This is a genomic window from Herbaspirillum sp. GW821-FHT09A12 (genome assembly GCF_059418325.1).
On sequence record NZ_JBWKPR010000001.1, the window covers coordinates 115341 to 138716 of the forward strand.

Annotated in this window: 20 protein-coding genes and 2 tRNA genes; 13 read left to right on the top strand and 9 right to left on the bottom strand. The window is 60.1% G+C overall.

Annotation, left to right across the window (positions count from 1 at the left end; all coding sequences use genetic code 11):
* The first annotated feature begins 27 nt into the window (after window positions 1-27).
* From AC07N6_RS00500 to AC07N6_RS00515, 4 genes are all read left to right on the top strand, one after another.
* A complete protein-coding gene (locus AC07N6_RS00500; RefSeq protein ID WP_494780380.1) occupies window positions 28-690 on the top strand; it encodes a response regulator in 663 nt (220 codons plus the stop codon).
* Window positions 691-979: 289 nt separating this feature from the next.
* Window positions 980-1516, top strand: coding sequence for a fimbrial protein (locus tag AC07N6_RS00505; protein WP_494780381.1), 537 nt, complete (start codon window positions 980-982; stop codon window positions 1514-1516).
* Between the two features lie 117 nt (window positions 1517-1633).
* Window positions 1634-2386, top strand: coding sequence for a fimbrial biogenesis chaperone (locus AC07N6_RS00510; protein WP_494780382.1), 753 nt, complete (start codon window positions 1634-1636; stop codon window positions 2384-2386).
* A gap of 115 nt (window positions 2387-2501) precedes the next feature.
* A complete protein-coding gene (locus tag AC07N6_RS00515) occupies window positions 2502-5147 on the top strand; it encodes a fimbria/pilus outer membrane usher protein (RefSeq protein ID WP_494780383.1) in 2646 nt (881 codons plus the stop codon).
* 120 nt (window positions 5148-5267) lie between these two features.
* Here AC07N6_RS00515 and AC07N6_RS00520 read toward each other — a convergent pair.
* The 4 genes from AC07N6_RS00520 to AC07N6_RS00535 all read right to left on the bottom strand — a co-directional run bounded on the left by AC07N6_RS00520 (window position 5268) and on the right by AC07N6_RS00535 (window position 8652).
* Window positions 5268-5343: transfer RNA gene (locus AC07N6_RS00520), tRNA-His, on the bottom strand.
* 166 nt (window positions 5344-5509) lie between these two features.
* A complete protein-coding gene (gene murI, locus AC07N6_RS00525) occupies window positions 5510-6334 on the bottom strand; it encodes a glutamate racemase (RefSeq protein WP_494780384.1) in 825 nt (274 codons plus the stop codon).
* A gap of 117 nt (window positions 6335-6451) precedes the next feature.
* Window positions 6452-7993 (bottom strand): fumarate hydratase, encoded by a 1542-nt coding sequence (locus AC07N6_RS00530; protein WP_494780385.1) that lies wholly within the window; start codon window positions 7991-7993, stop codon window positions 6452-6454.
* Window positions 7994-8028: 35 nt separating this feature from the next.
* Window positions 8029-8652 (bottom strand): YqhA family protein, encoded by a 624-nt coding sequence (locus AC07N6_RS00535; protein ID WP_494780386.1) that lies wholly within the window; start codon window positions 8650-8652, stop codon window positions 8029-8031.
* Between the two features lie 404 nt (window positions 8653-9056).
* Between AC07N6_RS00535 and acs the strand changes: the two genes are divergently transcribed.
* A complete protein-coding gene (gene acs, locus AC07N6_RS00540) occupies window positions 9057-11039 on the top strand; it encodes an acetate--CoA ligase (protein WP_494780387.1) in 1983 nt (660 codons plus the stop codon).
* Window positions 11040-11204: 165 nt separating this feature from the next.
* A tRNA-Ser gene (locus tag AC07N6_RS00545) sits at window positions 11205-11295 on the top strand.
* 80 nt (window positions 11296-11375) lie between these two features.
* On the opposite strand, the gene AC07N6_RS00550 is transcribed toward AC07N6_RS00545, so the two are convergent.
* Complete coding sequence (locus tag AC07N6_RS00550; protein WP_494780388.1) at window positions 11376-12290, bottom strand: LysR family transcriptional regulator; 915 nt, start codon at window positions 12288-12290, stop codon at window positions 11376-11378.
* Between the two features lie 117 nt (window positions 12291-12407).
* On the opposite strand from AC07N6_RS00550, the gene AC07N6_RS00555 reads away from it, so the two are divergent.
* The 5 genes from AC07N6_RS00555 to AC07N6_RS00575 all read left to right on the top strand — a co-directional run bounded on the left by AC07N6_RS00555 (window position 12408) and on the right by AC07N6_RS00575 (window position 17729).
* On the top strand, window positions 12408-13697 hold the full coding sequence (locus tag AC07N6_RS00555) for a serine hydrolase domain-containing protein (protein ID WP_494780389.1): 1290 nt from the start codon (window positions 12408-12410) through the stop codon (window positions 13695-13697).
* Between the two features lie 14 nt (window positions 13698-13711).
* Window positions 13712-14731 (top strand): zinc-dependent alcohol dehydrogenase family protein, encoded by a 1020-nt coding sequence (locus tag AC07N6_RS00560; RefSeq protein WP_494780390.1) that lies wholly within the window; start codon window positions 13712-13714, stop codon window positions 14729-14731.
* A 30-nt stretch (window positions 14732-14761) separates the two neighbouring features.
* Entirely contained in the window at window positions 14762-15901 is a 1140-nt protein-coding gene (locus tag AC07N6_RS00565) for an ABC transporter substrate-binding protein (protein WP_494780391.1), read from the top strand.
* A 302-nt stretch (window positions 15902-16203) separates the two neighbouring features.
* Window positions 16204-16839: a YbhB/YbcL family Raf kinase inhibitor-like protein gene (locus tag AC07N6_RS00570; RefSeq protein ID WP_494780392.1), complete on the top strand. Its 636-nt coding sequence runs from the start codon at window positions 16204-16206 to the stop codon at window positions 16837-16839.
* Between the two features lie 20 nt (window positions 16840-16859).
* Window positions 16860-17729: a helix-turn-helix transcriptional regulator gene (locus AC07N6_RS00575; protein ID WP_494780393.1), complete on the top strand. Its 870-nt coding sequence runs from the start codon at window positions 16860-16862 to the stop codon at window positions 17727-17729.
* A gap of 240 nt (window positions 17730-17969) precedes the next feature.
* On the opposite strand, the gene AC07N6_RS00580 is transcribed toward AC07N6_RS00575, so the two are convergent.
* From AC07N6_RS00580 to AC07N6_RS00595, 4 genes are all read right to left on the bottom strand, one after another.
* Window positions 17970-18407, bottom strand: coding sequence for a cyclic nucleotide-binding domain-containing protein (locus tag AC07N6_RS00580; RefSeq protein WP_494780394.1), 438 nt, complete (start codon window positions 18405-18407; stop codon window positions 17970-17972).
* Window positions 18408-18500: 93 nt separating this feature from the next.
* Window positions 18501-19406: an SDR family oxidoreductase gene (locus AC07N6_RS00585; RefSeq protein WP_494780395.1), complete on the bottom strand. Its 906-nt coding sequence runs from the start codon at window positions 19404-19406 to the stop codon at window positions 18501-18503.
* Between the two features lie 81 nt (window positions 19407-19487).
* Window positions 19488-19979, bottom strand: a complete 492-nt coding sequence (locus AC07N6_RS00590) for a DUF1097 domain-containing protein (protein WP_494780396.1) — start codon at window positions 19977-19979, stop codon at window positions 19488-19490.
* Between the two features lie 17 nt (window positions 19980-19996).
* Entirely contained in the window at window positions 19997-20737 is a 741-nt protein-coding gene (locus AC07N6_RS00595; RefSeq protein WP_494780397.1) for an SDR family oxidoreductase, read from the bottom strand.
* A 130-nt stretch (window positions 20738-20867) separates the two neighbouring features.
* Here AC07N6_RS00595 and AC07N6_RS00600 point away from each other — a divergent pair, with 130 nt between their 5' ends.
* Both AC07N6_RS00600 and dapA read left to right on the top strand, forming a co-directional pair.
* On the top strand, window positions 20868-21809 hold the full coding sequence (locus tag AC07N6_RS00600; protein WP_494780398.1) for a LysR family transcriptional regulator: 942 nt from the start codon (window positions 20868-20870) through the stop codon (window positions 21807-21809).
* Between the two features lie 645 nt (window positions 21810-22454).
* Window positions 22455-23342, top strand: coding sequence for a 4-hydroxy-tetrahydrodipicolinate synthase (dapA, locus tag AC07N6_RS00605; RefSeq protein WP_494780399.1), 888 nt, complete (start codon window positions 22455-22457; stop codon window positions 23340-23342).
* The last annotated feature ends 34 nt before the right edge of the window (window positions 23343-23376 follow it).

Below are 23376 nucleotides of genomic sequence, written 5' to 3' on the forward strand. Positions count from 1 at the left end.
CGATTAATCATTCGAAATGGGGGTAGTATGAATTTGAACAAAGTCCTGCACGTAGCCATCGCCGACGATCATCCGGTCGTATTGGGGGCGCTCAAGAGCGAACTGAGGCGCTTGCCCGAAGTGCGCATCGACCTCGAAGTGGAAACTGGCGAAGCGCTGCTCACCGCGCTCAAGCGTTCTCCCTGCGAGATCGTCATCACCGACTTCACCATGCCCAACGATGAGAAGGAAGATGCCGACGGCTTTTCGCTGATCAAGCGCATCAAGGCCGACCATCCGTCGAGCAAGGTCATCGTCTACACCGCCATGGGCAACAGCGCCGTGGTCAAGCGCCTGTACCGCATGGGCGTGTTCTCGGTCATCAACAAGCGCGAGAAACCGGAAGAGTTGATCAACGCATGCCTGGCCACGCAAAGCAGCAAGCAGGTGTATTTCCCGGTTTCGCTGCGCGGCGAGCTGGAGGTGAACTGGGCCCAGGGCGATGTCTTCTCGCAGGCCAAGGAGCTGACGCTGTCGGAGCTGGAGGTGGTGCGCTTGTTCGTCGAAGGCAATTCGCTGAGCGACATTTGCGACCGCCTGTCGCGTACGCCCAGCACGGTCAGCACGCACAAGAACAATGCCATGCGCAAGCTGGGGCTGTCGACCGATGCCGACCTGATCAAGTATGCCTATTCGACCGGCATGATCTGACGCGTGGCAATAGCAGCATCGAAAAACAGCGGATTTTTCCGCTGTTTTTTTTTGCGTCGACACCACAGTTTCGATGGAATTTCCATTTAAGAATTTTCTTATATCAACGAAAACGCTTGCTCAATACCATTCATCCTGTTTGTGGAAGCTTGTCTGCAAATGGGTGCTCTCCGCTTGCTTGACTGGTTCGTGTATGGAAATGTGGGGAGCTGTAATGGGTATGCCGACGTGGTTGCGCCAATCCTTGCATGCGCCAGTCGGAACAACTATTGATCTATCCGGAGTAACAATGAAAAAGACGATTATCGCTTCCCTTTTTGCCGTCGCCATTTCGCCGGCGCTGGCCCAGGCCGCCGACGGCACGATTGCCTTCACCGGCAATGTGGCGGCTACCACCTGCACGCTGACCAGCGGCACTAGCGGCACCCAGACCGTGACGATGCCGAGCGTGAATGTCGCCAGCTTGTCACAGGCCAACGATGTCGCGGGCCTGACGACCTTCAATGTGGTGCTGGGCAACTGCGGCGACACGACCAAGTCGGTACGCCTGGAGTTCGGTAACGCAGTCGCCAACGTCGATACGACGACCGGCCGTCTGGTCAATACAGCCCGCGACAACAGTAACGTCCAGATCGCTCTGCTCGACGGCCATAATGCCGCTACCCCGATGCAGTTGGGCACGCCTTCCGCGAGGACCGCCGCTGCAACCTCGACTACTGCCGGTGTCGCCACCATTCCGCTGTCGGCACAGTACGTAGCCACTGGCGGCGCCGCGACCGCCGGAGCGGTAGCTTCCTCGATCCAGTTCACGATCGCTTATCCGTAAGTCTGTTCCCGGCGTCAGCCCTTGGCGGGCGCGCCACTCTCCATCAGGTATTGCTTGCATGAACCGCCCCGTCAGGGGCGGTTGGTGGAGAATTTTTCTTTTTATCGGGAGGGGGGAATGAAAAAAATAGCGAATAAGTTCGTTTGCCTGTTGCTGCTGCTGGGGAGCGCGGCGAGCGCGCAAGCCTCGGTGGTCATCAGCGGAACCCGTATCGTGTTTCCGTCCAACGAGCGGGAAGTGACGGTGCGCCTGAGCAATGATGGAAAAGAGCCGGGGCTGATCCAGGTATGGATGGACGATGGCGATCCCAACGCCTCGCCCGACAAGATCCGTACGCCGTTTGTCCTCACGCCGCCGATGTTTCGCATCGATCCGGCCAAGGGGCAGACCGTGCGCATGCTCTATAACGGCGACTCCTTGCCGCAAGACCGCGAGACGCTGTTCTGGTTCAACCTGCTGGAAGTCGCGCCCAAGCCCAGCGGCGATGCCGACGTGAATTACATGCAGATGGCTTTCCGTACCCGCATCAAGGTGTTCTTCCGTCCCAAGGAGCTCAACTCCGCGCAACGGGTTGAAGACGCATTTTCCCATTTGCGCTGGCGCCTCAAACGCGATGCCGATGGCGCATATGCGGTGAGCCTGGACAACCCTACGCCCTATCACATCAACCTGATTGGCCTGGTGCTGGTGGGCGACGGCGACAAGCCCCTGTTTGAAAGCGAAGAAGGCGGCATGGCCGAGCCGGGCAAGAGCGCGGACTTCAAGATCAAGTCCATGCAGGCGGCACCCGCGGGCAGGCTCGCCGTGCGCTACACCTACCTGAACGATTATGGCGGCCCTGTGGAAAAGAGCGCCGAGTTGCGCGACTGACCCACACAAGCCCGGCGGCAACAGATGTTCCTGCGCATCAGGATTGCCGAGCCATCACTTGAACAATCACTTGCACAGAACAAAAGCGATGAAGGAGCGACCTGTTAGCAGCCGGATGAAGGCATTGAACCTTGCCATGATGGGCGTGGCGGCCATGTTGCCAGCCGTTTCCGCGCAGGCGGAGAAAAAGACCCAGCTGGCCCAGGTGGAATTCGGCTCGGATTTCTTTCGCGGCAGCGGCGATGCGCCTATCGACGTCAGCCGGTTCAGCAAGGCCAACCCGTTGCCGGCCGGTTCCTATCGCGTCGACCTGTACGTCAACGATGGCTGGATAGGCCGCCAGGATGTGGTGTTCGTCGCCGTGGGCGATGACGGTTCCGCCAAACCGTGCTTCACGCGTAGCCTGTTGGAAGCGATGGGGATCGATCTCGACAAGCTGTCCGAGCAGGCGCGCTCGGCAGTGCTGGCGGCCGGCAAGGACAGCTGTTTGCAGCTCGACGATGTGGTGCAGGATGCGACCGTGGAATTCGATAGCGGCGACCTGCGCATCAATGCCTCCATTCCGCAGATTGCATTGCGCCGTTTTGCGCGCGGCTACGTCAGCCCTGAATTGTGGGACAAGGGCGTCAATGCCGCCATGCTGAGTTACCACTACAACGCCTTTAGCACCGCCGGCGATGGACGGAGCAGCACTTCCCACTTCCTCAACCTCAATAGCGGCCTCAACCTGGGGGAGTGGCGCTTCCGCAATAATTCCACCATCACGCGCCAGACCCATGGCCAGACCCGGGTCCAGACCATCGCCAGTTACGCCCAGCGCAGCATCGTTCCGCTCAGCGGCATGCTGACGGCAGGCGACTTCGCGACATCGGGGCGGCTGTTCGACAGTTTTTCGTATCGCGGCGTGCAACTGGCTTCCGATCCGCGCATGCTGCCCGATTCGCAGAACGGCTATGCCCCGGTGGTGCGGGGCATCGCCCGCACCAATGCCAAGGTGCAGATCCGCCAGAACGGCAACATCATTTATGAGACCACCGTGGCTCCGGGGCGCTTCGAAATCGATGACCTGTATCCCACCGGTTTTGGCGGCAACCTGCGCGTGATCGTGACCGAGGCCGATGGCAGTTCCTCCAGCTTCGATGTGCCTTACGCTTCCGTGGAGCAACTGCTGCGCCCGGGTACCTATCGCTACAGTTTCACGGCGGGCCGGACCCGCAGTCAGGGTTCCGGCATCGCAGCCGCCAATTTCATGCAGGGCACGTATGAGCATGGCGTGGACAATTGGCTGACCCTGGCCGGTGGCCTGACCGTGGCCCAGAACTACATGGCCGTTGTCGGCGGTGGCGCGGTGAGTACGCCGCTGGGCGCAGTGGCGCTGAACCTGAGCCGTTCGCATGCGCGCGTCACCGAGGGCGAGACGCGCACGGGCGAAAGCCTGAAGCTGGATTACAACAAGAACCTGGAACAGACCGGCACCAACATCGCGCTGGCCGCCTTGCGCTACTCGAGCAGCGGCTACCTGCGCCTGCAGGAACTGCAGGCAATCAGGACGCTGGCCGAACGCGGCGGCGACCCCAGCCAGGTGGAACGCACGCGTAACCAATTGCAGCTTTCCGTCTCGCAATTCCTGGGCGAGCAGCGAGGGTCATTCTATGCGAGCGGTTCTTCGCAGAACTACTGGGGGCGCCGCGGCATGGGCACGACCTTCAGCCTTGGCTACAGCAACCGCTGGGGCATCGTCTCCTACAGTATTTCAGCGCAGCGCCAGCGCGATCTGTCCAGCGGCAGCACCGGGACACAATACCTGTTTTCCATGTCGATGCCATTGGGCAGGGAAATCAATTCGCCCTCGATGAGCATGAACGTGACGCGCGACCAGCACAACGGCAGCACGGTCCAGAGCTCCCTGTACGGCACCGCGGGCGAGAGCCGCAACTTCTCTTACGGCGTGTCGGCGAGCCGGAACCCGGGCAGTTCGGCGGCTTCCGTCAACGGCCAGTATCGCGCACCGTTTGCCGATGTCGGCGGCAGTTACAGTTACGCCGGCGGCGGCAACCGCCAAATGTCGGCAACAGTATCGGGAGGCATCGTGGCCCATTCGGATGGCATCCTGCTGTCCCAGAACCTGGGCGACACCATCGCCATCGTGCAGGCCGATGGCGCCGGCGGCGCCACCGTCAATTCCGCCGGCGTGCGCCTCAATGGGGCCGGCCAAGCCGTGGTGCCGTACATGACGCCTTTCCGCAACAACGAAGTGGTGCTCGATCCCAAGGGAACCTCAACCGATGTGGAGATGACGACCACCAGCTTGCGCGTGGCGCCGATGGCCGGCGCCGTGGTGCTGATGAAATATGAGACGGTGCATGGCCGTTCCGTGCTGATCAATGCCTACCGCAGCAATGGCGAAGCCCTGCCGTTCGGCGCCGACGTGCTCGATGAACAGGATAATGTACTGGGCGTGGTGGGGCAGGGCGGCATGGTGTTCATCCGTACCCAAAGCGACAACGGCCGCCTGACCATACGCTGGGGCAGCGAGCGCAATGCGCAATGCCAGATCCAATACGCCCTGAGCCCGCGCGACGCGAAGCAGCAGGAAACCAGCTTCGACCAGTTGCGCGCCACTTGCGAAACGCCGGCCGACATCGTCCACCAGAAAGCCGACCCGGGATTGTTGGGGCAGGCCGGGGGCAATGGGGATAATGGGAACAATGGAGACAAGCTGGAGACGGCAGGCGCAATGCGCGAGCCCCGGCTGCCATGAAACAGGCGCCGGCGGCGCACTGCATGAAAAGCCAGGAAGCAGGAAACCTGAGGGCGAAAAAAAAGAGCCGTATGGCTCATTTTTTGCCCGGCCGATTCGATTCGTGCGCCGGAATAAATCTGGGGTGGCTGACGGGACTCGAACCCGCGACAACAGGAATCACAATCCTGGACTCTACCAACTGAGCTACAGCCACCACTGATGCATTGATATGAAGGCAAAACTGCTGCGATCCATCAGCGAAGCTCACGATTATACAAAGCCTCGGGGCGGATGGCAACTATATTCCCATTTCTTGGCGAAAACGCCATCGGGCGGGCACAGCCCGTCCGGCGCGCCGTTGCGGCAGCTTCCGCCCGGATTCAGGCTTGCCGGCCCAATGCATGCACCTCCGGACGCAGGTCCAGCAGCGTAGCGAAGGCATGTTCCAACGTCGAACGGCTGGCGCTGGTGTAGCCGGTCAATGCGCCGGGGCCGATATCCAGGCGCAAGCCTTGCGCCTGCAGCAGGCGCAGCAGTTGCCGGGTGACGGCTTCGCCGGTATCGATGACCGCGCATGGCCGGCCGGCCAGCCGGCGGCATGCGCCTTCGATGGCTTCCCTGACGAAAGGATAATGGGTGCAGCCCAGCACCAGGGTATCGGCGCCTTGTTCCAGCAGCGGCGCCAGATAGCGTTCCAGCAGCGACACCGTCGCGGGCGAATACAGTTCGCCTTTCTCGATCAGGTCCACCAGGCCGACGCAGGCCTGCGGCAAGAAGCGCACCCGATATTGCTTTTCCATCTGCTCCCGCAGCGTGGCGAAGCGCTGGCTGGCCAGCGTGCTGCGCGTGGCCAGCACGCCCACGGCGCCGCTTTCGGTTTGCTGGGCTGCGGGTTTGAGCCCCGGTTCGATGCCTACCACTACCAAGTCCGGCCAACGTTGGCGTATCGCCTGGATGGCTGCGGCTGTGGCGGTATTGCAGGCAACCACCAGGGCCTTGATGCCTTGCGTAATGAGGAAGGAGGCGATCGCCAGCGAACGTTCGACGATCTCGCCCTCGGTCTTGTCGCCATAAGGCGCATAGCCTGAGTCGGCGAAGTACAGCAGCGTCTCGTGGGGCAGGGCAGCGTGGATGTGGCGCAGCACCGACAGGCCGCCGATGCCGGAATCGAAAATGCCGATGGCAGCGTCGGCTGTCATCGGCATCGATGGAACTGCGGGCGTCATCGCGGAGGAAGCTTCAGAACTAGGTTGCGGCATGTCGCTTCGTTTGCTCCTGCGATGACGGGCGGTTCGCGTTGGTGTTATCGGGTGTCAGTCCGATCAGGCGGTGGTGACGGGGATCTTGGAGAGCGAAACGCTCTGCGCGATCTTTTCCTTCCACTCGGCGGGGCCGGTGTTGTGCACCGAAATGCCATTGGCATCGACCGCCACCGTCACCGGCATGTCCTTGACGTCGAACTCATAGATCGCTTCCATGCCCAGGTCGGCGAAGCCCAGCACCTTGGCCGACTTGATCGCCTTGGACACCAGGTAAGCCGAGCCGCCCACCGCCATCAGGTAGGCCGACTTGTGCTTCTTGATCGCCTCGATCGCGGTCGGGCCGCGCTCGGACTTGCCGATCATGGAGATCAGGCCGGTCTGCTCCAGCATCATGTCGGTGAACTTGTCCATGCGGGTGGCGGTGGTCGGGCCGGCCGGGCCGACCACTTCATCGCGCACCGGATCGACCGGGCCGACGTAGTAGATCACGCGGTTGGTGAAATCCACCGGCAGCTTCTCGCCCTTGGCCAGCATGTCCTGGATGCGCTTGTGCGCGGCGTCGCGGCCGGTCAGCATCTTGCCGTTCAGGAGCAGGGTCTGGCCCGGCTTCCAGGAGGCGACTTCTTCCTTGGTCAGCGTATCGAGGTCGACGCGCTTGGACTTCTCGGTATCCGGCACCCAGTGCACTTCCGGCCATTCCGACAGCGACGGCGGTTCCATGTAGGCCGGGCCCGAGCCGTCCAGCACGAAGTGGCCGTGGCGGGTGGCGGCACAGTTGGGGATCATGGCGACCGGCTTGGACGCGGCGTGCGTCGGGTGCATTATGATCTTCACGTCCAGCACCGTGGTCAGGCCGCCCAGGCCTTGCGCGCCGATACCCAGCGCGTTGACCTTGTCGCACAGCTCGATGCGCAGTTCTTCGGTCTTGTTGTTCGGGCCGCGCTTCTTCAGCTCATACATGTCGATGTCGTCCATCAGCACTTCCTTGGCCATCAGCATGGCCTTCTCGGCGGTGCCGCCGATGCCGATGCCCAGCATGCCTGGCGGGCACCAGCCGGCGCCCATGGTCGGCACGGTCTTGAGCACCCAGTCCACCAGGTTGTCGGACGGGTTGAGCATGACGAACTTGGTCTTGTTCTCGGAGCCGCCGCCCTTGGCGGCGATGCGCACGTCCACGGTATTGCCCGGCACCAGCTCCATGTGGATCACGGCCGGGGTATTGTCCTTGGTGTTCTTGCGCTCGAACTGCGGGTCGGCCACGATCGATGCGCGCAGCACGTTGTCCGGATGCATGTAGCCCTGGCGCACGCCTTGGTTGACGGCATCGGCGATGGAACCGGAAAAACCTTCGAAGCGCACGCCCATGCCCACCTTCAGGAACACGTTGACGATGCCGGTGTCCTGGCAGATCGGGCGCTTGCCCTCGGCGCACATGCGCGAGTTGGTCAGGATCTGGGCGATCGCATCCTTGGCAGCCGGGTTCTGCTCGGCCTCATAGGCGCGCGCCAGGTGCTGGATGTAGTCCACCGGGTGGTAGTAGCTGATGTACTGCAGCGCGGCGGCTACGGATTCGATGAGATCGTCTTGCTTGATGATGGTCATGGCTGGTTCTCTCAGGGTTTGGAATAGGGAGGCGGTCAGTGCGGCGCGTCGGGTGAATCGGGCGGCTGTGGCACGGGATGCGACATCAGCTTGTCGCAATACGCGATCGCCATGGCCGAAACCAGGAAGGTCAGGTGGATGCCGGTTTGCGCCAGCAGGGTCTTGGCGTCGTACAGGTTGGCGTTGATGAAGGTCTTCAACAGGTGGATCGAGGAGATGCCGATGATGGCCGTGGCCAGCTTCACCTTCAGCACCGACGCATTGACGTGCGACAGCCACTCCGGCTGGTCGGGATGGCTTTCCAGGTTCATGCGCGAGACGAATGTCTCATAGCCGCCCACGATCACCATGATCAGCAGGTTGGAAATCATTACCACGTCGATCAGGGCCAGCACCACCAGCATGATGGTCTGCTCATTGAGCTTGTCCGGGCGCGGCGTGCCGGCGATGGCCACGGCATCGAGGATGTGCTCCAGCGAGGAGGCGTTGCCCATGGCCGCGCCGATCAGGTCCGACAGTTCGACCCAGAAGTGATAGACGTAGACGCACTGCGCCAGGATCAGGCCCAGGTAGAGCGGCAACTGCAGCCAGCGGCTCATGAAAATCAGGTTGGGCAGGATGCCGATCTTGCGGGGGGATTTTTGTTGCGAATCTTTCATGGAGGTCGATTGGCGCGTGAGATCTGGCGAGGTATGGCTGGCTTCGATTATCGGGTTCGAATTGGGGCCGTATTCTACACTCCCTTGGGCATAGTCTCCTGCGGCCGCGCAACAGAAAGTGCCGCCAAACGCGAGCCGCGCAGTACCTGCGGGAAACATGCGGCTATGCCACAATGGGCGGATCGTGGACATATCGACATGATTCCAGTCTCCTTGGATGGACGCGCTTGCCGAGTCCGTGCCTTTGAGCATTCTTTTCAGCATTTCGCAAAAACGCTGGCGGTCGCCCGCAAAGCCTTGCGCACAGGCGTTCCCGTCCGGGAACATTGCCGTTTGTGTAAGGACTGAGTAAGTGAAACGGCCTATGTTTTGCGGAAAGCAAAAACTACCTAGTGGAGACTACCGTGGCTGACATTGAAACTTTCAAGCAAGAGAACCGTGTATTTGCACCACCGGCCGAACTGGTCAAGCATGCCGCCATTTCAGGCATGGCCGCCTACCATGCCCTGAACGCCGAATTCGAACGCGACTATGAAGGCACCTGGGCCAAACTGGCCAAGGACAACCTGAAATGGCAAAAACCCTTCAGCAAGACCCTGGACGAATCCAACGCGCCGTTCTACAAATGGTTTGAAGACGGCCAGCTCAACGTTTCCTACAACTGCCTGGACGTCAATCTTGAGAACGGCAACGCCGACAAGGTCGCCATCATCTTCGAGTCCGACGACGCCAAGGTCACCCGCGTCACCTACCGCGAACTGCACAGCAAGGTCTGCCAATTCGCCAACGGCCTCAAATCGCTGGGCGTGAAGAAGGGCGACCGCGTGGTCATCTACATGCCGATGTCGGTCGAAGGCGTGGCCGCCATGCAGGCCTGCGCGCGCATCGGCGCCACCCACTCGGTGGTGTTCGGCGGCTTCTCCGCCAAGTCGCTGCAAGAGCGCGTGATCGACGCCGGCGCCGTGGCCGTCATCACCGCCGACTACCAGGTGCGCGGCGGCAAGCAACTGCCGCTCAAATCCATCGTCGACGAAGCGCTCGCCATGGGCGGCTGCGACACCATCAAAAACGTGGTCGTCTACAAGCGCGCCGGCGCCGAGATCAACTGGGTGCAAGGGCGCGACCTCTGGCTGCACGACGTGGTGGCCAACCAGCCCGACGCCTGCGAACCGGAATGGGTGGGCGCTGAGCATCCACTGTTCATCCTCTACACCTCCGGCTCCACCGGCAAGCCCAAGGGCGTGCAGCACGCCTCCGGCGGCTACCTGCTGTGGGCCGCGCTGACGATGAAGTGGACTTTCGACATCAAGCCCGACGACATCTACTGGTGTACCGCCGACATCGGCTGGATCACCGGCCACACCTACATCGCCTACGGCCCACTGGCCGTGGGCGCCACCCAGATCGTGTTCGAAGGCGTGCCGACCTACCCCAACGCCGGACGCTTCTGGGACATGGTCGCGCGCCACAAGGCCACCATCTTCTACACCGCGCCGACCGCGATCCGCTCGCTGATCAAGGCCGCCGACGCCGACGAAAAGGTGCACCCCAGGCAATACGACCTGTCCACGCTGCGCATCCTCGGCTCGGTGGGCGAGCCGATCAATCCGGAAGCCTGGATGTGGTACTACAAGAACATCGGCCGCGAGAAATGCCCGATCGTCGACACCTTCTGGCAGACCGAAACCGGCGGCCACATGATCTCGCCGCTGCCGGGCGCCACGCCGCAAGTGCCGGGCTCCTGCACCTTGCCGCTGCCGGGCATCACCACCGCCATCGTCGACGAGACCGGCAACGACCTGCCCAACGGCAATGGCGGCATCCTGGTCGTCAAGCGCCCCTGGCCGTCGATGATCCGCACCATCTGGAACGACCCCGAGCGCTTCAAGAAGAGCTACTTCCCCGAGGAACTGGGCGGCAAGACCTACCTCGCCGGCGACGGCGCCGTGCGCAACAAGGAGACCGGCTACTTCACCATCACCGGCCGCATCGACGATGTACTGAACGTCTCCGGCCACCGCATGGGCACGATGGAAATCGAATCGGCGCTGGTCGCCAACAGCATGGTGGCCGAGGCCGCAGTCGTGGGCAAGCCGGACGAAACCACCGGCGAATCGATCTGCGCCTTTGTCGTCTTGAAACGCCCGCGCCCCACCGGCGACGAAGCCAAGGCCATCGCCAAGGAATTGCGCGACTGGGTCGCCAAGGAAATCGGCCCGATCGCCAAGCCCAAGGAAATCCGCTTCGGCGACAACCTGCCCAAGACCCGCTCCGGCAAGATCATGCGCCGCTTGCTGCGCGTGCTGGCTAAAGGCGAAGCGATTACCCAGGACATCTCCACCCTGGAAAACCCGGCCATCCTGGATCAGTTGAAGGAAGCGCAATAAGGCCGTTGGCCGCGGAACCGGCTTGTAAAAAGGCCGGCGGAGCAGGGCGCCAGTAATGGCTACCCGGTTTCGCCGGCTTTTTCATGATCCGCGGGAGCGAAAAAGCTTTAATTTGAAGAAAATCTTGCTATAATCTGCGGCTTCGCTAAACGCGACCCAAATCCAGGAGAGATGGATGAGTGGTTGAAGTCGCACGCCTGGAAAGCGTGTATAGGTTAATAGCCTATCGGGGGTTCGAATCCCCCTCTCTCCGCCAGAATAAGATAAGCCCTTGATTTTTCAAGGGCTTTTTTATTTTCAAGAGCGCCGGTTATCAACGCAAATCCGATGATGCGTTTAGTCGAACGCCCAAGGGGCCTTGGGGCCAAATTCCTGCAAAAGAAAATCGATCATGACACGTACTTTTGCAGGCGGTTCACGATTGGCCGAGCGCACCATATGAATACCGCCGAGATCGGCCGCCTCCGCACCTAACCGGAGTGCAACGAGGTCGCCTCGACGAATGGCGTCGGCAACAATGAATTGCGGCTCATAAAGTATGCCCAGTCCAGAGACCCCGGCGGCAACCAGCGCATCCCCGTTATTGACGCGCAAACTTCCCTGAACCTTCACGCTATGCTCGCCATTTTTTCCGAAGCGCCATTCGGTCGGCCTGGAAATATTTGACAAGGAAAAACTCAGGCAATTGTGTCCGGACAGATCGGCCCAGCTTGTCGGACGGCCGTGACCTGCTAAATATTCCGGAGACGCGCACACGATCATCGCCGCATCTGCCAGCTTGCGCGCCACCAACTGCGTGTCCTTGAGCTTGCCGACCCGCAGCGTCAGATCCCATCCTTCTTCCATCAGGTCAACGACGCGGTCATTCAATCCCAGATCAATCGAGACCAGCGGATGCAGCCGATTGAACTCCTTGAGCAACGGCACGATGTATCGGATGCCAAAAGAGAGCGGGGTATTGAGTCGAAGAAGGCCTTGCGCCAAGACCCGTTGAGATGCGATCGCCGCCTCGACCTCTTCCAGTTCAGGAAGCAGTTTGACGCATGCCTCCAGATACTGCTGGCCTGCTTCGGTCAATGTCAGTTTGCGCGTGCTGCGATGAAACAGCTTGACGCCCAGGCGCTCCTCAAGGGCATCCACATGCTTGGCCGCCATCGCGGGGGACAGATCGAGCTGACGTGCCGCTGCAGACAGGCTTCCAGCGGCGGCGGATCGCGTAAATATTTGCATTCCGGTGATTCTATCCAGCATTTTATTTCTCACTGTCAGTAAAAACTAAACTTGTTGATTTGAATATTATCACTTGGCAGGGAGAAGCCTATAGTTTCACCATCCTCAAAGCACGCTATTGGTACATAAGGACCAGCAATGAATCATCAGTTTCCGAACGAGGCAGCGCCGCTGGCCTCTCCCAAGCGCCGTCGCCTGCTCACTGCGGCCTCGCTGGGTAGTCTGACTGCGGCGTTGCCCGGACACGCATTCAGCTTTGCCACCGTCCAGTCAAGCGATGGCGCCTATTGGAACAACGGTTCCAGTCTGGATGCCGTCATCGATGCGGCGGTTGCAAGCGGTCATATCGTGGGACTGTCTGTTGCCGTTGCTCACCGTGGCCGTACTGTCTACCAAAGAGCTGCCGGTTTGGCAGACCGCGAAACCAGACGCCCGGTGGCCGACGATGAGCTGTTCCGCCTGGCCTCGATGACCAAACAAATTGTGTGCGTGGCAGCGCTTGCCCTGGTTGATCAGGGACTTCTGGATCTGGATGGTGCGGTCACCCGATGGCTGCCTGAATTTCAGCCCAAGCTCCCGGACGGCAGAACACCGGTCATTACGCTGCGGCACCTGATGACGCATACCGCGGGCCTGGGATATGGCTTTCTCGAGGCGCCTGATGGCCCCTATCATCAGCTTGGGGTCTCCGACGGGCTCGATCATTCAGGACTGACATTGCAACAGAATCTGCAACGCATTGCTGCGGCGCCTTTGCTGTTCGAACCTGGCTCCGGCTGGCATTACTCGGTTGCCATCGATGTGCTTGGTGCGGTAATCGAGCGTGCGACCGGTCAATCGCTTCCGCAAGCGGTGCGTCGCCTCGTTACACAACCGCTGGGTCTGAAACACACCGATTTCGTTGCGGCGAAGGGAACTGTGCTGGCCACGCCCTATGGCGACGCCTCGCCGATCCCGGCCAGGATGAGCGATCCCCATTTTCTCAAGTTCGGCGGCAGCGCCATTGCTTACTCGCCGTCGCGGGTTTTCGATACAACCGCGTTTCCTTCCGGCGGCACGGGCATGTTCGGCACGGCAAGCGACTATTTGCGATTTGTCGAGGCGATGCGGACTGGAGGCCAGGGTGTGATTCGTCCTGAAACCGCGAAGCTGATGGTCGTCAACGCCATTGGAAACCTTGCTGTCACGGCGGCTGGGCCCGGCTATGGATGGGGCTTGGGGGCGGCAGTTCTTACCGATCCGGGGAAGGCGAATCTGCCCCTGCCGGCGGGCTCCTGGAATTGGTCCGGAGTATACGGGACCGGATTTTGGGTGGACCCCGTCAATCAACTTTCCGTCGTTGCGCTCACCAATACCGCTGTTGCTGGAATGACCGGAGATTTTCCCGCTGCCCTGCGTAAAGCAGCGTATATCGATCACTCTATTTGATAGGGAGAATTCACATGAATGCATACGTACTCCAATCCGGCGCCGGAATTGTCGGTCTTCAAAAAGTCAGCCTGCCAAGTCGCAATCCCGATGCGCATGAGATTCGCGTCCAGATCAAATCCGTTTCGTTGAACAGTCGAGATCTCAGTTTCGCGCGCGGTCAATTTCCCAATCCGGCAGCGGGGCCCATCGTTCCGCTGGTCGATGGTTGCGGAATAGTTACTGCCGTGGGCAGCGATGTGAAACGTTTTAAGGCGGGAGATCGCGTTATCACCAACTACTATCCGTTCTGGACTGATGGCGCCATTTCCAAAGAAAAAACTGCCGGATCCTTCGGCACTCAGTTCAACGGCACGCTGGCAGAGGAAGTGGTATCCGATGCAGAGCATTTCGTCATGGCGCCGAAAGGGGTGACATCCACCGCCGCAGCCACGTTAAGCTGCGCCGGACTGACCGCCTGGAATGCACTCTTCGTTGCCGGCAACGCACGACCTGGCGCAAGCGTGCTGCTTCTTGGAACCGGAGGTGTTTCCACATGGGCGTTGCAACTCGCCAAGGCGGCCGGCATGCAGGTCATCGTGACCTCGTCGCAAGATGAAAAGCTGGAGCGTTCACGAATCCTGGGCGCCTCCGCCACGATCAACTACCGTACTCATCCGGAATGGCAAAACGAGGTACTGCGCATTACCGAGGGTGCAGGCGTGAATCTCGTTGTTGAAGTCGGCGGCGAAGGTACGCTGACACGCTCCCTGAAATCCGCCGCGGTCGGCGGAACCGTCGTCGTCGTCGGTCGTGTGACCGGCGGCGGGCCTGTCGCCATCGAACCAGGGATGCTCATCGGCGGCGCAAAGCAACTGACCGGCATTACAGCGGGCAGCCGGAAAATGCTGGAAGACCTGGTGCATTTTGTGGAGATCAACCATGTGAGTCCGATCGTTGACAAGGTTTTCCCGTTTGATCAGGCGCAGTCTGCCTATGAATATATGGCTACCGGCAAGCATTTCGGCAAAGTCGTCATTTCGGTCGATGCATAAAGCAAGTTTTTCCACATGAAGGAGATTGGCATGCGATTTCCCATTTATCTGCTGGCCGCGGCGGCGGCCGCCGCCACCTTGATGGCACAGGCGCAGACGCTTCCCATCAAGATAGGGGTAACAACCATACTCAGCGGACCAACGGCCGATCGGGGACAGAGCGAACAATACGGTATAGAACTCGCGCTGCAACAGATCAATCAGGCGGGCGGCGTACTGAATCGTCCTGTCCAGGCGCACTACATCGACAATGCGGCGAACGCCGATACCGGCGTCCAGGCGGTCGGAAATCTGATTGAGAAAGAACACGTTTCGGTCGTCATCGGTGCATTGGCAACACCTGTTACGCGCGCCATCATGCCAATAGCAGAGGCCAGGCGCGTCCCGTTGGTCATTGATATTTCCGCAGGGGATGAGTTCGTCAATGCCGCCGGCACAGGCGGTTATCGCTACACGTTCAAGACCAGTCCGTCCAACTCGGATGTGGCGTTGACCTTGATGACTTGGTTAAAGGATCACGGCGCAAAAAGCGTCGGCATCATCGGCGACGATATTGCGTTCAACCAGGAAAATGCCATTGCGATGAAGGACGCTGCCGTTGCGTTGAACATCGCAGTAAAGACAAACCAGACCGTAGCGGCTGCATCGCCTGATTTCTCCGGATTCCTGAAGGAAGTGAAAGAAGGGAGGCCTGATCAGATCGTCGTCTTGCTCGGTCCGTCAAGCGACGCATTTTTCCATGCCTACGAAAATGCCGGGCTGGATATCCCGCTGACAGGGCGCTTGGACTATGCCGCCACACAACGTAGTTTTTCGCGGGATTTCATTGCTGGCGGGAAGCTCGACAAATCCAGTAGCGCGGCGCCGTTTTTTGCGGGCAGTCAACATGCCGAAATACGAAAGTTTGTCTCCGCCTACAGGAGCAAATATGGTCTGATGCCGACGCAGCGCGCTGCGTTTGCATTCGAAGCGACCTATTTGATTGCCGATGCCATCCGAAGAGCCGGCGATGATGCGCTGTCGGCTGTTCGGTCGGCATTGCAATCGTCCAGCATGCCCTCGATGCTCGGCCAAACCTTTGCCATGGATGAGCATAACCATTCCCATGTCGCCGTCGCTATCGTCGGCTTGAGGCGCGGAGCAGTCGAACAATTGAACGCTTCAAATTGAGCTTCTTTTATTCTCAATTTGCCAGCGTTTTCAATCAGCGGGAAACACCAAACTACGTAGAATTCAAAAATCGACCAGCAGGTCGTGGATCGAGCATCAGCATGCTGCTTTTGCCGCATTCGAATAACTCAGGCGTCGACTATTATTTGAATGCAAACGAGGGAAAATAATATTGACTAGATTAGGGTGGAAATTGATTGGCGTTGATCACATCGACAGGTCCTGCTTCTCTTAGAATTTCGTCACCACGCAAGGTATAACCGCGTGGTACCTTCCCATACGCGCACAGGACGAAATCAACAATGAGAGTTACCAGCCAGAGTTTTCAGGACGGCCAGGCCATTCCTGGTCAATTTGCCTTCGCGGTACCCGACGCAGGCACGCATGTCGCACTGTCTTCCAACCGCAATCCACATCTTGCCTGGCACGATGTCCCTGAAGGCACGCAATCCTTCGTGCTGATCTGCCATGACCCCGATGTGCCAAGCAGCGCCGACGACGTGAACCAGGAGGGGCGCGAAGTGCCTGCGGCCTTGCCGCGTATCGACTTCTATCACTGGCTGCTGCTCGACATTCCGGCAGGAACCCGTGAGCTTCAAGCCGGCGCGTATTCGGACGGCATCACGCCTCGCGGCAAGAGCGGCCCCGCCGCGCCGCACGGGCTGCGTCATGGCATCAACGATTACACCGGCTGGTTCGCGAACGATGAACAGATGCAGGGCGAGTATTACGGCTACGACGGCCCTTGTCCGCCGTGGAACGATCCGCTGCTGCATCACTATATCTTCACCGTGTATGCGCTCGCGACGCCCACGCTGGCGGTGCCGGGGGCGTTGACCGGCGCCAATGTAAAGGCAGCGCTGGCATCGGCCCAGGTGCTCGGCAAGGCCAGCCTGACGGGCATCTATAGCCTCAATCCGGCGGTTTCGTTCGAATAGGCGAAGGAACTACAGTGACGATGGCGGCATTGCAACCGGTGATTCCGCTACCGGTACAACAAAACGACGGCGACTGCTGGCGGTTACCGTCGGCAGAGCGGGTGCTGCGACGCAATCTGTGCAGTCTGGCGCAGCCTTGCCTGAAGCAAGTACGATTTACACCGAAGTTTCTCTTTCATAATGCGGCGCTGGTGTTGATCGCCTCGGGCCGGATCGAACTCGATGACGGCGTTGACCAATTGGCGGTCGCTGGCTTCCGTTCGCTGCTGCTCGTCGACGCCGATACACGTGCCGATTTGCTGAAGTCTCCTGGTCTCCCGGAGCAACAGTTTCGTTCCGTGTTCTTGACATTGGCGCCGGAGCAGCTCGATGCCTTCCGTCGGAACCATCCCTCCGCGCCGGCTGAAGAAGTCCGGCAGGCGCCGTTCCGGGAGGTCGCGCTGGATAGCGATCTGGCCTCGACCTTCCGGCGGGTCTGTGAAAGCGTGGGCGCCGGACGCATCAGCGACGATCGGTTGCATTACCGCGTGATGGAGTTGCTATCCGCCCTCGCCGAACGCGGCCACAGGTTCAGGCGAACCAAGCCGCCGGCTACGGCGGACCGTCTGCGCACACTGATCGGAGAAGCGCCGGAGCGTCATTGGACGGCCAATGACGCCGCGCGGGAATTGGCGATGAGCGAAGCCACACTGCGTCGTCGCCTCGCCGTTGACGCCGTGCGTTTCGAGGAACTGTTGACGGATATTCGCATGCACCACGCCATGATGTTGCTGCAGACCACCTCCTGGAGCATCCCGCATGTCGCGCAGGCATGTGGATACCGGTCGCGCGCCCGCTTTTCGGAGCGCTTCCGGACACGTTTCGGCTATCTGCCGTCAAACGTACGCTGAGTTCTTCCTCCGGCCAGTTTAGCGGCCAAGCAAAGCCGGGGTATCAGGTCGACGTCTTTTATTGCAGTGCCGGGTTCGCGAGTACAAACTATCGGCGTAGAGCCGCGACTGTGCGAAGGCAACCACAATACCTTCTGCGTTGAGCCAAGCTGCAGATATGACTCAGATCAAGTCTGCCGTCTACTCATTTCTCAACTTGATCGGGCCGTGGAGGCCTCCAATTCAGGGCGATTGCATCGCTCAACCGCCAGTCGGTTCTGACCGGAACAAGTGACGATAATAGGTCTTGCCGGCTTCCAGATGCGGGCCGAAGGCGAAACCCCGGTCCAGCATGGTCTCCAGTTCGGCCCGTTCGATCTTCATCACATAGCTGTTTTCGGTGACGAGCAGCTTGCATGGATGCGCGGCGTCCACCGCGCTGAACCACTTGCCAGGATCGGCATACCCGGCGGGGTGTTGCTTACCGTTAGCCTCGACCCGCCATTCGCCGTCGAGCAGAATCCAAAGGTCGTCCAATGCGGGTTCACCCGCAGTGTAGCTAGCCAGGACTGTGTCAGGGCGGGCTTCCCATTCGCGCGAGTGGTCGATGACCCACTGCAGTTGCGGTCGGCTCAACGCGGTGAAAAATGGGGTCCCCTTGAGCAGGTTCAGATGAGTAATTTGAGGAATCATGGTCATGTCTTTGTTTCACTTCGTCGCCCGCGTACAGCGACTGGGATGTACGCGCCGCCAGCATCGCCAGTGCTGCCGGCGCCAGACGTCGCGCACCATTCAAATGCGCTTTTCCTCAGCGTGGCTGATGGTCAGCAGGTCGTCGATACCGATGCGTCGGGCGAACTCGATGCGTACGCGTTCGGCCACCGCCAGCACTTCCTCGGCCCCGTCGCCGACGAAGTCGACCACTGAGCGCGCCGGCCGGCTGCCCACGGGTAGGCCCACGATACGCACCACTTCATCTGCGACTGCCTGCGGATCGGCGTTGGCAGGTGTCAGCGCGGTCAGACGTTCGCTCACCTTGTCCATCACACCATCGTAGCGCGCATACGCTGCGACACGTTCGGTATCGCCGGGCTTGCCTGCGCTCGGGAAATGTTCGGTGCCGTGGGTGAAGGCGCCAGGCACCAAGATTGAGGTCTCTATGCCAAACCGCGTCAGTTCATACGAGAGGCTAACAGCAAGCGAATCCATGGCCGCCTTGGCTGCGCCGTAGGGGCCCAGGAACGGCGGGAAACCGCCCTTGGTGGTCGTGCTGCTGATCCAAAGCATCAGTCCGGATTGCTGGCGGCGCAATTGCGGCAATGCCGCGCGGTTGACGCGTTGGGCGCCGTAGAAGTTGGTATCGAAGGCCTTGTGCATCTCCTCGGCGGTGAAGGCCTCGGTCGGGCCGATAACCAAGTGGCCAGCGTTTTGCATGACGACATCCAGATGGCCCTGTGCTTCGACGATAGCGGCCACGGCAGCATCAGCCGAGTCCTGGGATAGCACATCCAGTTCCAGAGGATGCAATTGCACGCCTTGGGCGAGGGCCCAGTCGCGCAGGGCTTGGGCGCGGGCGGCATTGCGACCATTCACGTCGCGCATCGTTGCATAGACGACGTGGCCAGCGCGGGCGAGTGCTTCGGCGGAGAGCTTGCCGATGCCGCTGCCGGCGCCGGTGATAAGAATGACGGAAGACATAGTGTTACCTCGTAAAGTAGAAAAAGTGAAAGGGGGGGGGAGCTTGCCGCTCGACGCGAACATCGGCGGCAAGCGGGACGGTCAGGCCGGCTTGAGCAACCGCGGCGGCAGGAAGTGGGAGATCCAACCGGCGATCGAGCCGATGGCACTGGCGCTCATCAAAAGCGTCAGGCTTTCCAGCGATGGTTCCAGATGGCCGGCGAACCAGGCCACGAGTCCGAGGAAGTAACCCAGCAGGTTGTTCAGGACCGGCAGACCGCGCAGGGCTACCACCACCAGGGCGACGGAGAACACCACCGCCGGCAATGCCAGGCCAAGACCCAACGACGGCGCCAGTGTCGAGATGCCAAACGCAGCTAGCGCACCAATGCCCAGGCCCAGCCAGACGCAGCCCAGATTCTCGAAGGTGGAACGGGTAGTCAGGCCGCGACTGAAGAACGCGATCCAGCCGACGAACATGGCCCAGACCGGCAACGCCAGCGCCAGGGCGGCGGCAGCGGCAAGCGAGGCGGCCACTGCGGCGATCACGGTGACGGTGACGAAGGTGCGGGGGGCTTGTTGAGGGAGGTTCATGATCGGTTTTCCAGTGATCAGGCGATGCCGCCGTTGGCACGCAGCACCTGACCGTTGACCCAAGCACCATCCGGACCGGCCAAGAAGGCGACGGCACGGGCGATGTCTTCGGGCTGGCCCAGGCGTTCCAAGGGGGACATCTTGGCGAAGGTCAGGATTTGCTCCTCGGTCTTGCCGTTGAGGAACAAGTCGGTGGCTACCGGCCCGGGCGCGACGGCGTTCACGGTGATGCGGCGCCCGCGTAATTCCTTGGCGAACACGCGGGTGAAGGCTTCGACCGCTGCCTTGGTGCCGTTGTAAACGGCGTAGCCCGGTAGGTTCAGCGCCAGCGTTGTGCTGGACAGGTTGATGATGCGTCCCCCCTCAGTCATGCGGGCGGCCGCTTCTCGCAGCGTGTTGAAGACGCCGCGTGCGTTAATGGCGAAGCTCTGCTCAAACAGCTCGTCGCTACTTTGCGCCAGCGGCATGGTCTTGAGGATGCCGGCGTTGTTGACCAGCACGTCGATCTTGCCAAGCAGTCGTTCGACAGTCTCGAAGATGCGTCGCACGTCGTCGACCTTGGACACGTCGCCCTGGACGGCACAGGCCGAGGCACCGCTCTGCTGGAGTTCAGCGACTAGCGCATCGGCTTCGGTGCTGCTGGTTGCGTAGTTGATGGCGACGGCGAAGCCATCGTGAGCCAGGCGGCGGGCGATGGTTGCGCCGATGCCGCGGGAAGCGCCCGTCACCAGGGCGATTTTTGGATTTGGATTCAACATGACTAACTCCTTGTGGTTGGGTTGGGGATAGGGCAAGACGAATGATGAACTGTTTATAAAAAATTATAAATACTATAATATTGGCAACATAATTCCATTTACTTTAACTATGAGGCGATAGAGGCCCACCATGGATCGATTTCAGGAGATGCAAGTGTTTGTACGCATCGCTGACCGCAGCAGCTTCTCGCTGGCCGCCGAAGATCTTCAGATCCCGCGCGCCACGGTCACCAACCTGATCAAGCGGCTGGAGCAGCGGCTGGGCGTGCGCCTGCTCGAGCGCACCACCCGGCAGGTATGCTTGACGCATGACGGCGAGGCGTTCTATCACCGCTGTACGCGCCTGCTGGCCGACCTGGAGGAAACCGAAGGCTCGTTCCGCGACGTTCCGCCCAAGGGCCTGCTTCGGGTAAACCTGCAGGGCACCCTGGCCAAGCATTTCGTGATGCCGACGCTTGGTGATTTCCTGGCGCAATATCCAGAGATCACGCTTCGCTTGAGCGAGGACGACAGACTGGTCGATCTTGTCCGGGAGGGGGTGGACTGCGTGCTGCGCGCAGGTACCCTGCAGGATTCATCGATGATCGGCCGGCAGGTGGCGTTGATGGAGCAGGTCACAGTCGCCAGCCCGGCCTACCTGGCGCGCCATGGCGAACCAGCCGATCTCGATGCCCTTCGAACGCATGCGGCGGTGGACTACGTTTCCAGCGCCACAGGCCGGTCTGTGGCGCTGGACTTCACCGTCAACGGCGAAGTCGTCGAGATCAAGTTAGGCGCGACCGTCTCGGTGAGTGGCGCCGATCTCTACACCGGGGCAGCGCTGACGGGCCTGGGCCTGGTGCAAGTCCCTCGTTATCGCATCGAGGCCGAATTGGCGGAAGGTAGGCTGGTGATCGTGTTGCCCCGCTTCCCGCCGCCACCGATGCCGGTGTCGGTGCTGTACCCTCAAAACCGGCAACTTTCCGCGCGCGTACGCGTCTTTGCGCAGTGGCTGGGTCAGTGCTTCGAGGGCGTGCCTGGCGCGGTGCGCAGGCAGGCTCCAGGACGCAACTCTCTATCCGGAAAACGTTGAGGCGATAATCGTAGCTTGGCGGGCGCTCGATGGTTGCCAGATAGGTCATGCTCATTTCTTCAATGACAGCTTTTTGCCTGCATTTCAAAGGAGTCCTCGTCGCTACTGGACATAGCGTTAATTCGACTCCTCCCTCTCTCCGCCAAGATTTACTAAGCCCTTGATTACTCAAGGGCTTTTTTATTTTCAATTCACTACTGGCGTCACTCCTCCAAGCGGCCAAGCCACGCAAGCAATCTCGCACGTTAACGCAGCGCCATTCAGCGCTGCGAGCGTTGGCTTGTGAGAGGCCCGCCATCCTGAGGAGGTATGTTCGCTATTGGTCGATTCGATTGTGAATATTGCCTGAGGAAATTGTTCGGTGTTATCAGTTAAACGATCGAATTGATCAATATATTTTAAATGCAGCGCTTGAATTTCTCTTTTCTTCGTTGTAAAGTGATCGAAATAATCGATAAATTAGAGATTAAAATAGAATATGCGATTTAATTGATCGAATTGATCGAATTAATCATTTCGAATTAATCGTTATTGGATTCAGGGTGATATTAAGCATGGGCATTACATGGGCATTAACCCGCCCCCGAGCTTGTGCTGATAGCTTGACCTGAATCCGGTCCTAAAAATATTGGAGACAATCGATATATGTCTATCGTGTTCAAGGGCATCGTCCCTGCGCTTATTACCCCGATGACCCGGGACGAGGAAATCGACGAGGCCGGTCTTCGCGTTCTTGTCGATCGCCTGATCGATGCCGGCGTCCATGGTTTGTTCGTGCTCGGTACCAATGGCGAATTTATTTCGCTTTCCGAAAAAGAGAAACTGCGCGTTGCTCGCATCGCCGTAGAGCAATCGCGCGGGCGGGTGCCGGTCATCGCCGGCACCGGCGCTTATGCCACGCGCGAGGTCATCGAACTTAATCACAAGATGCAGGAGCAGGGCGTCGATGCCGTCTCCGTGATCACGCCGTATTTCAACGGCGCCACGCAGCCGGAACTGTATCAGCACTACGAGCGTATCGCCCGGTCCACCCCGCTGCCGGTGATGTTGTACACCATCCCGGCCAAGACCGGCATCACGCTCAATATTGATACGGTGCGCCGCCTGTCCGACATTCCGAACATCCGCGGCATCAAGGACAGCGGCGGGGATTTCGATCGCCTGCTGCAGTTGATTAATCTGCGCCGCGATGACTTCGCCGTATTTACCGGCACCGATTCCATGATCCTGTGGACGCTCATCGCCGGCGGCGATGGCGCGGTTGCCGCGACCACCAACGCAGTGCCCAGCGTCGTGATGTCGATCTGGAACAACTTCCAGAAAGGCGACATCGCCGCCGCCCGCAAGGCCCAGGAAGCATTGCGTCCGCTGCGCGACGCCTTTGCGCTGGGCACCTTGCCGGTCGTGCTCAAGACGGCGGCCGATATGCTGGGCATGCCGGCCGGACCGGCGCGCTCGCCGGCCCAACCGCTTGACGATGCCTCGCGTGAACGCCTGCTCAAGGCGCTCGCGGCGTATCCGCGCGTGTCCTGATTTACGCGGATTGGGCCGCAGTCTTTCCGATTAC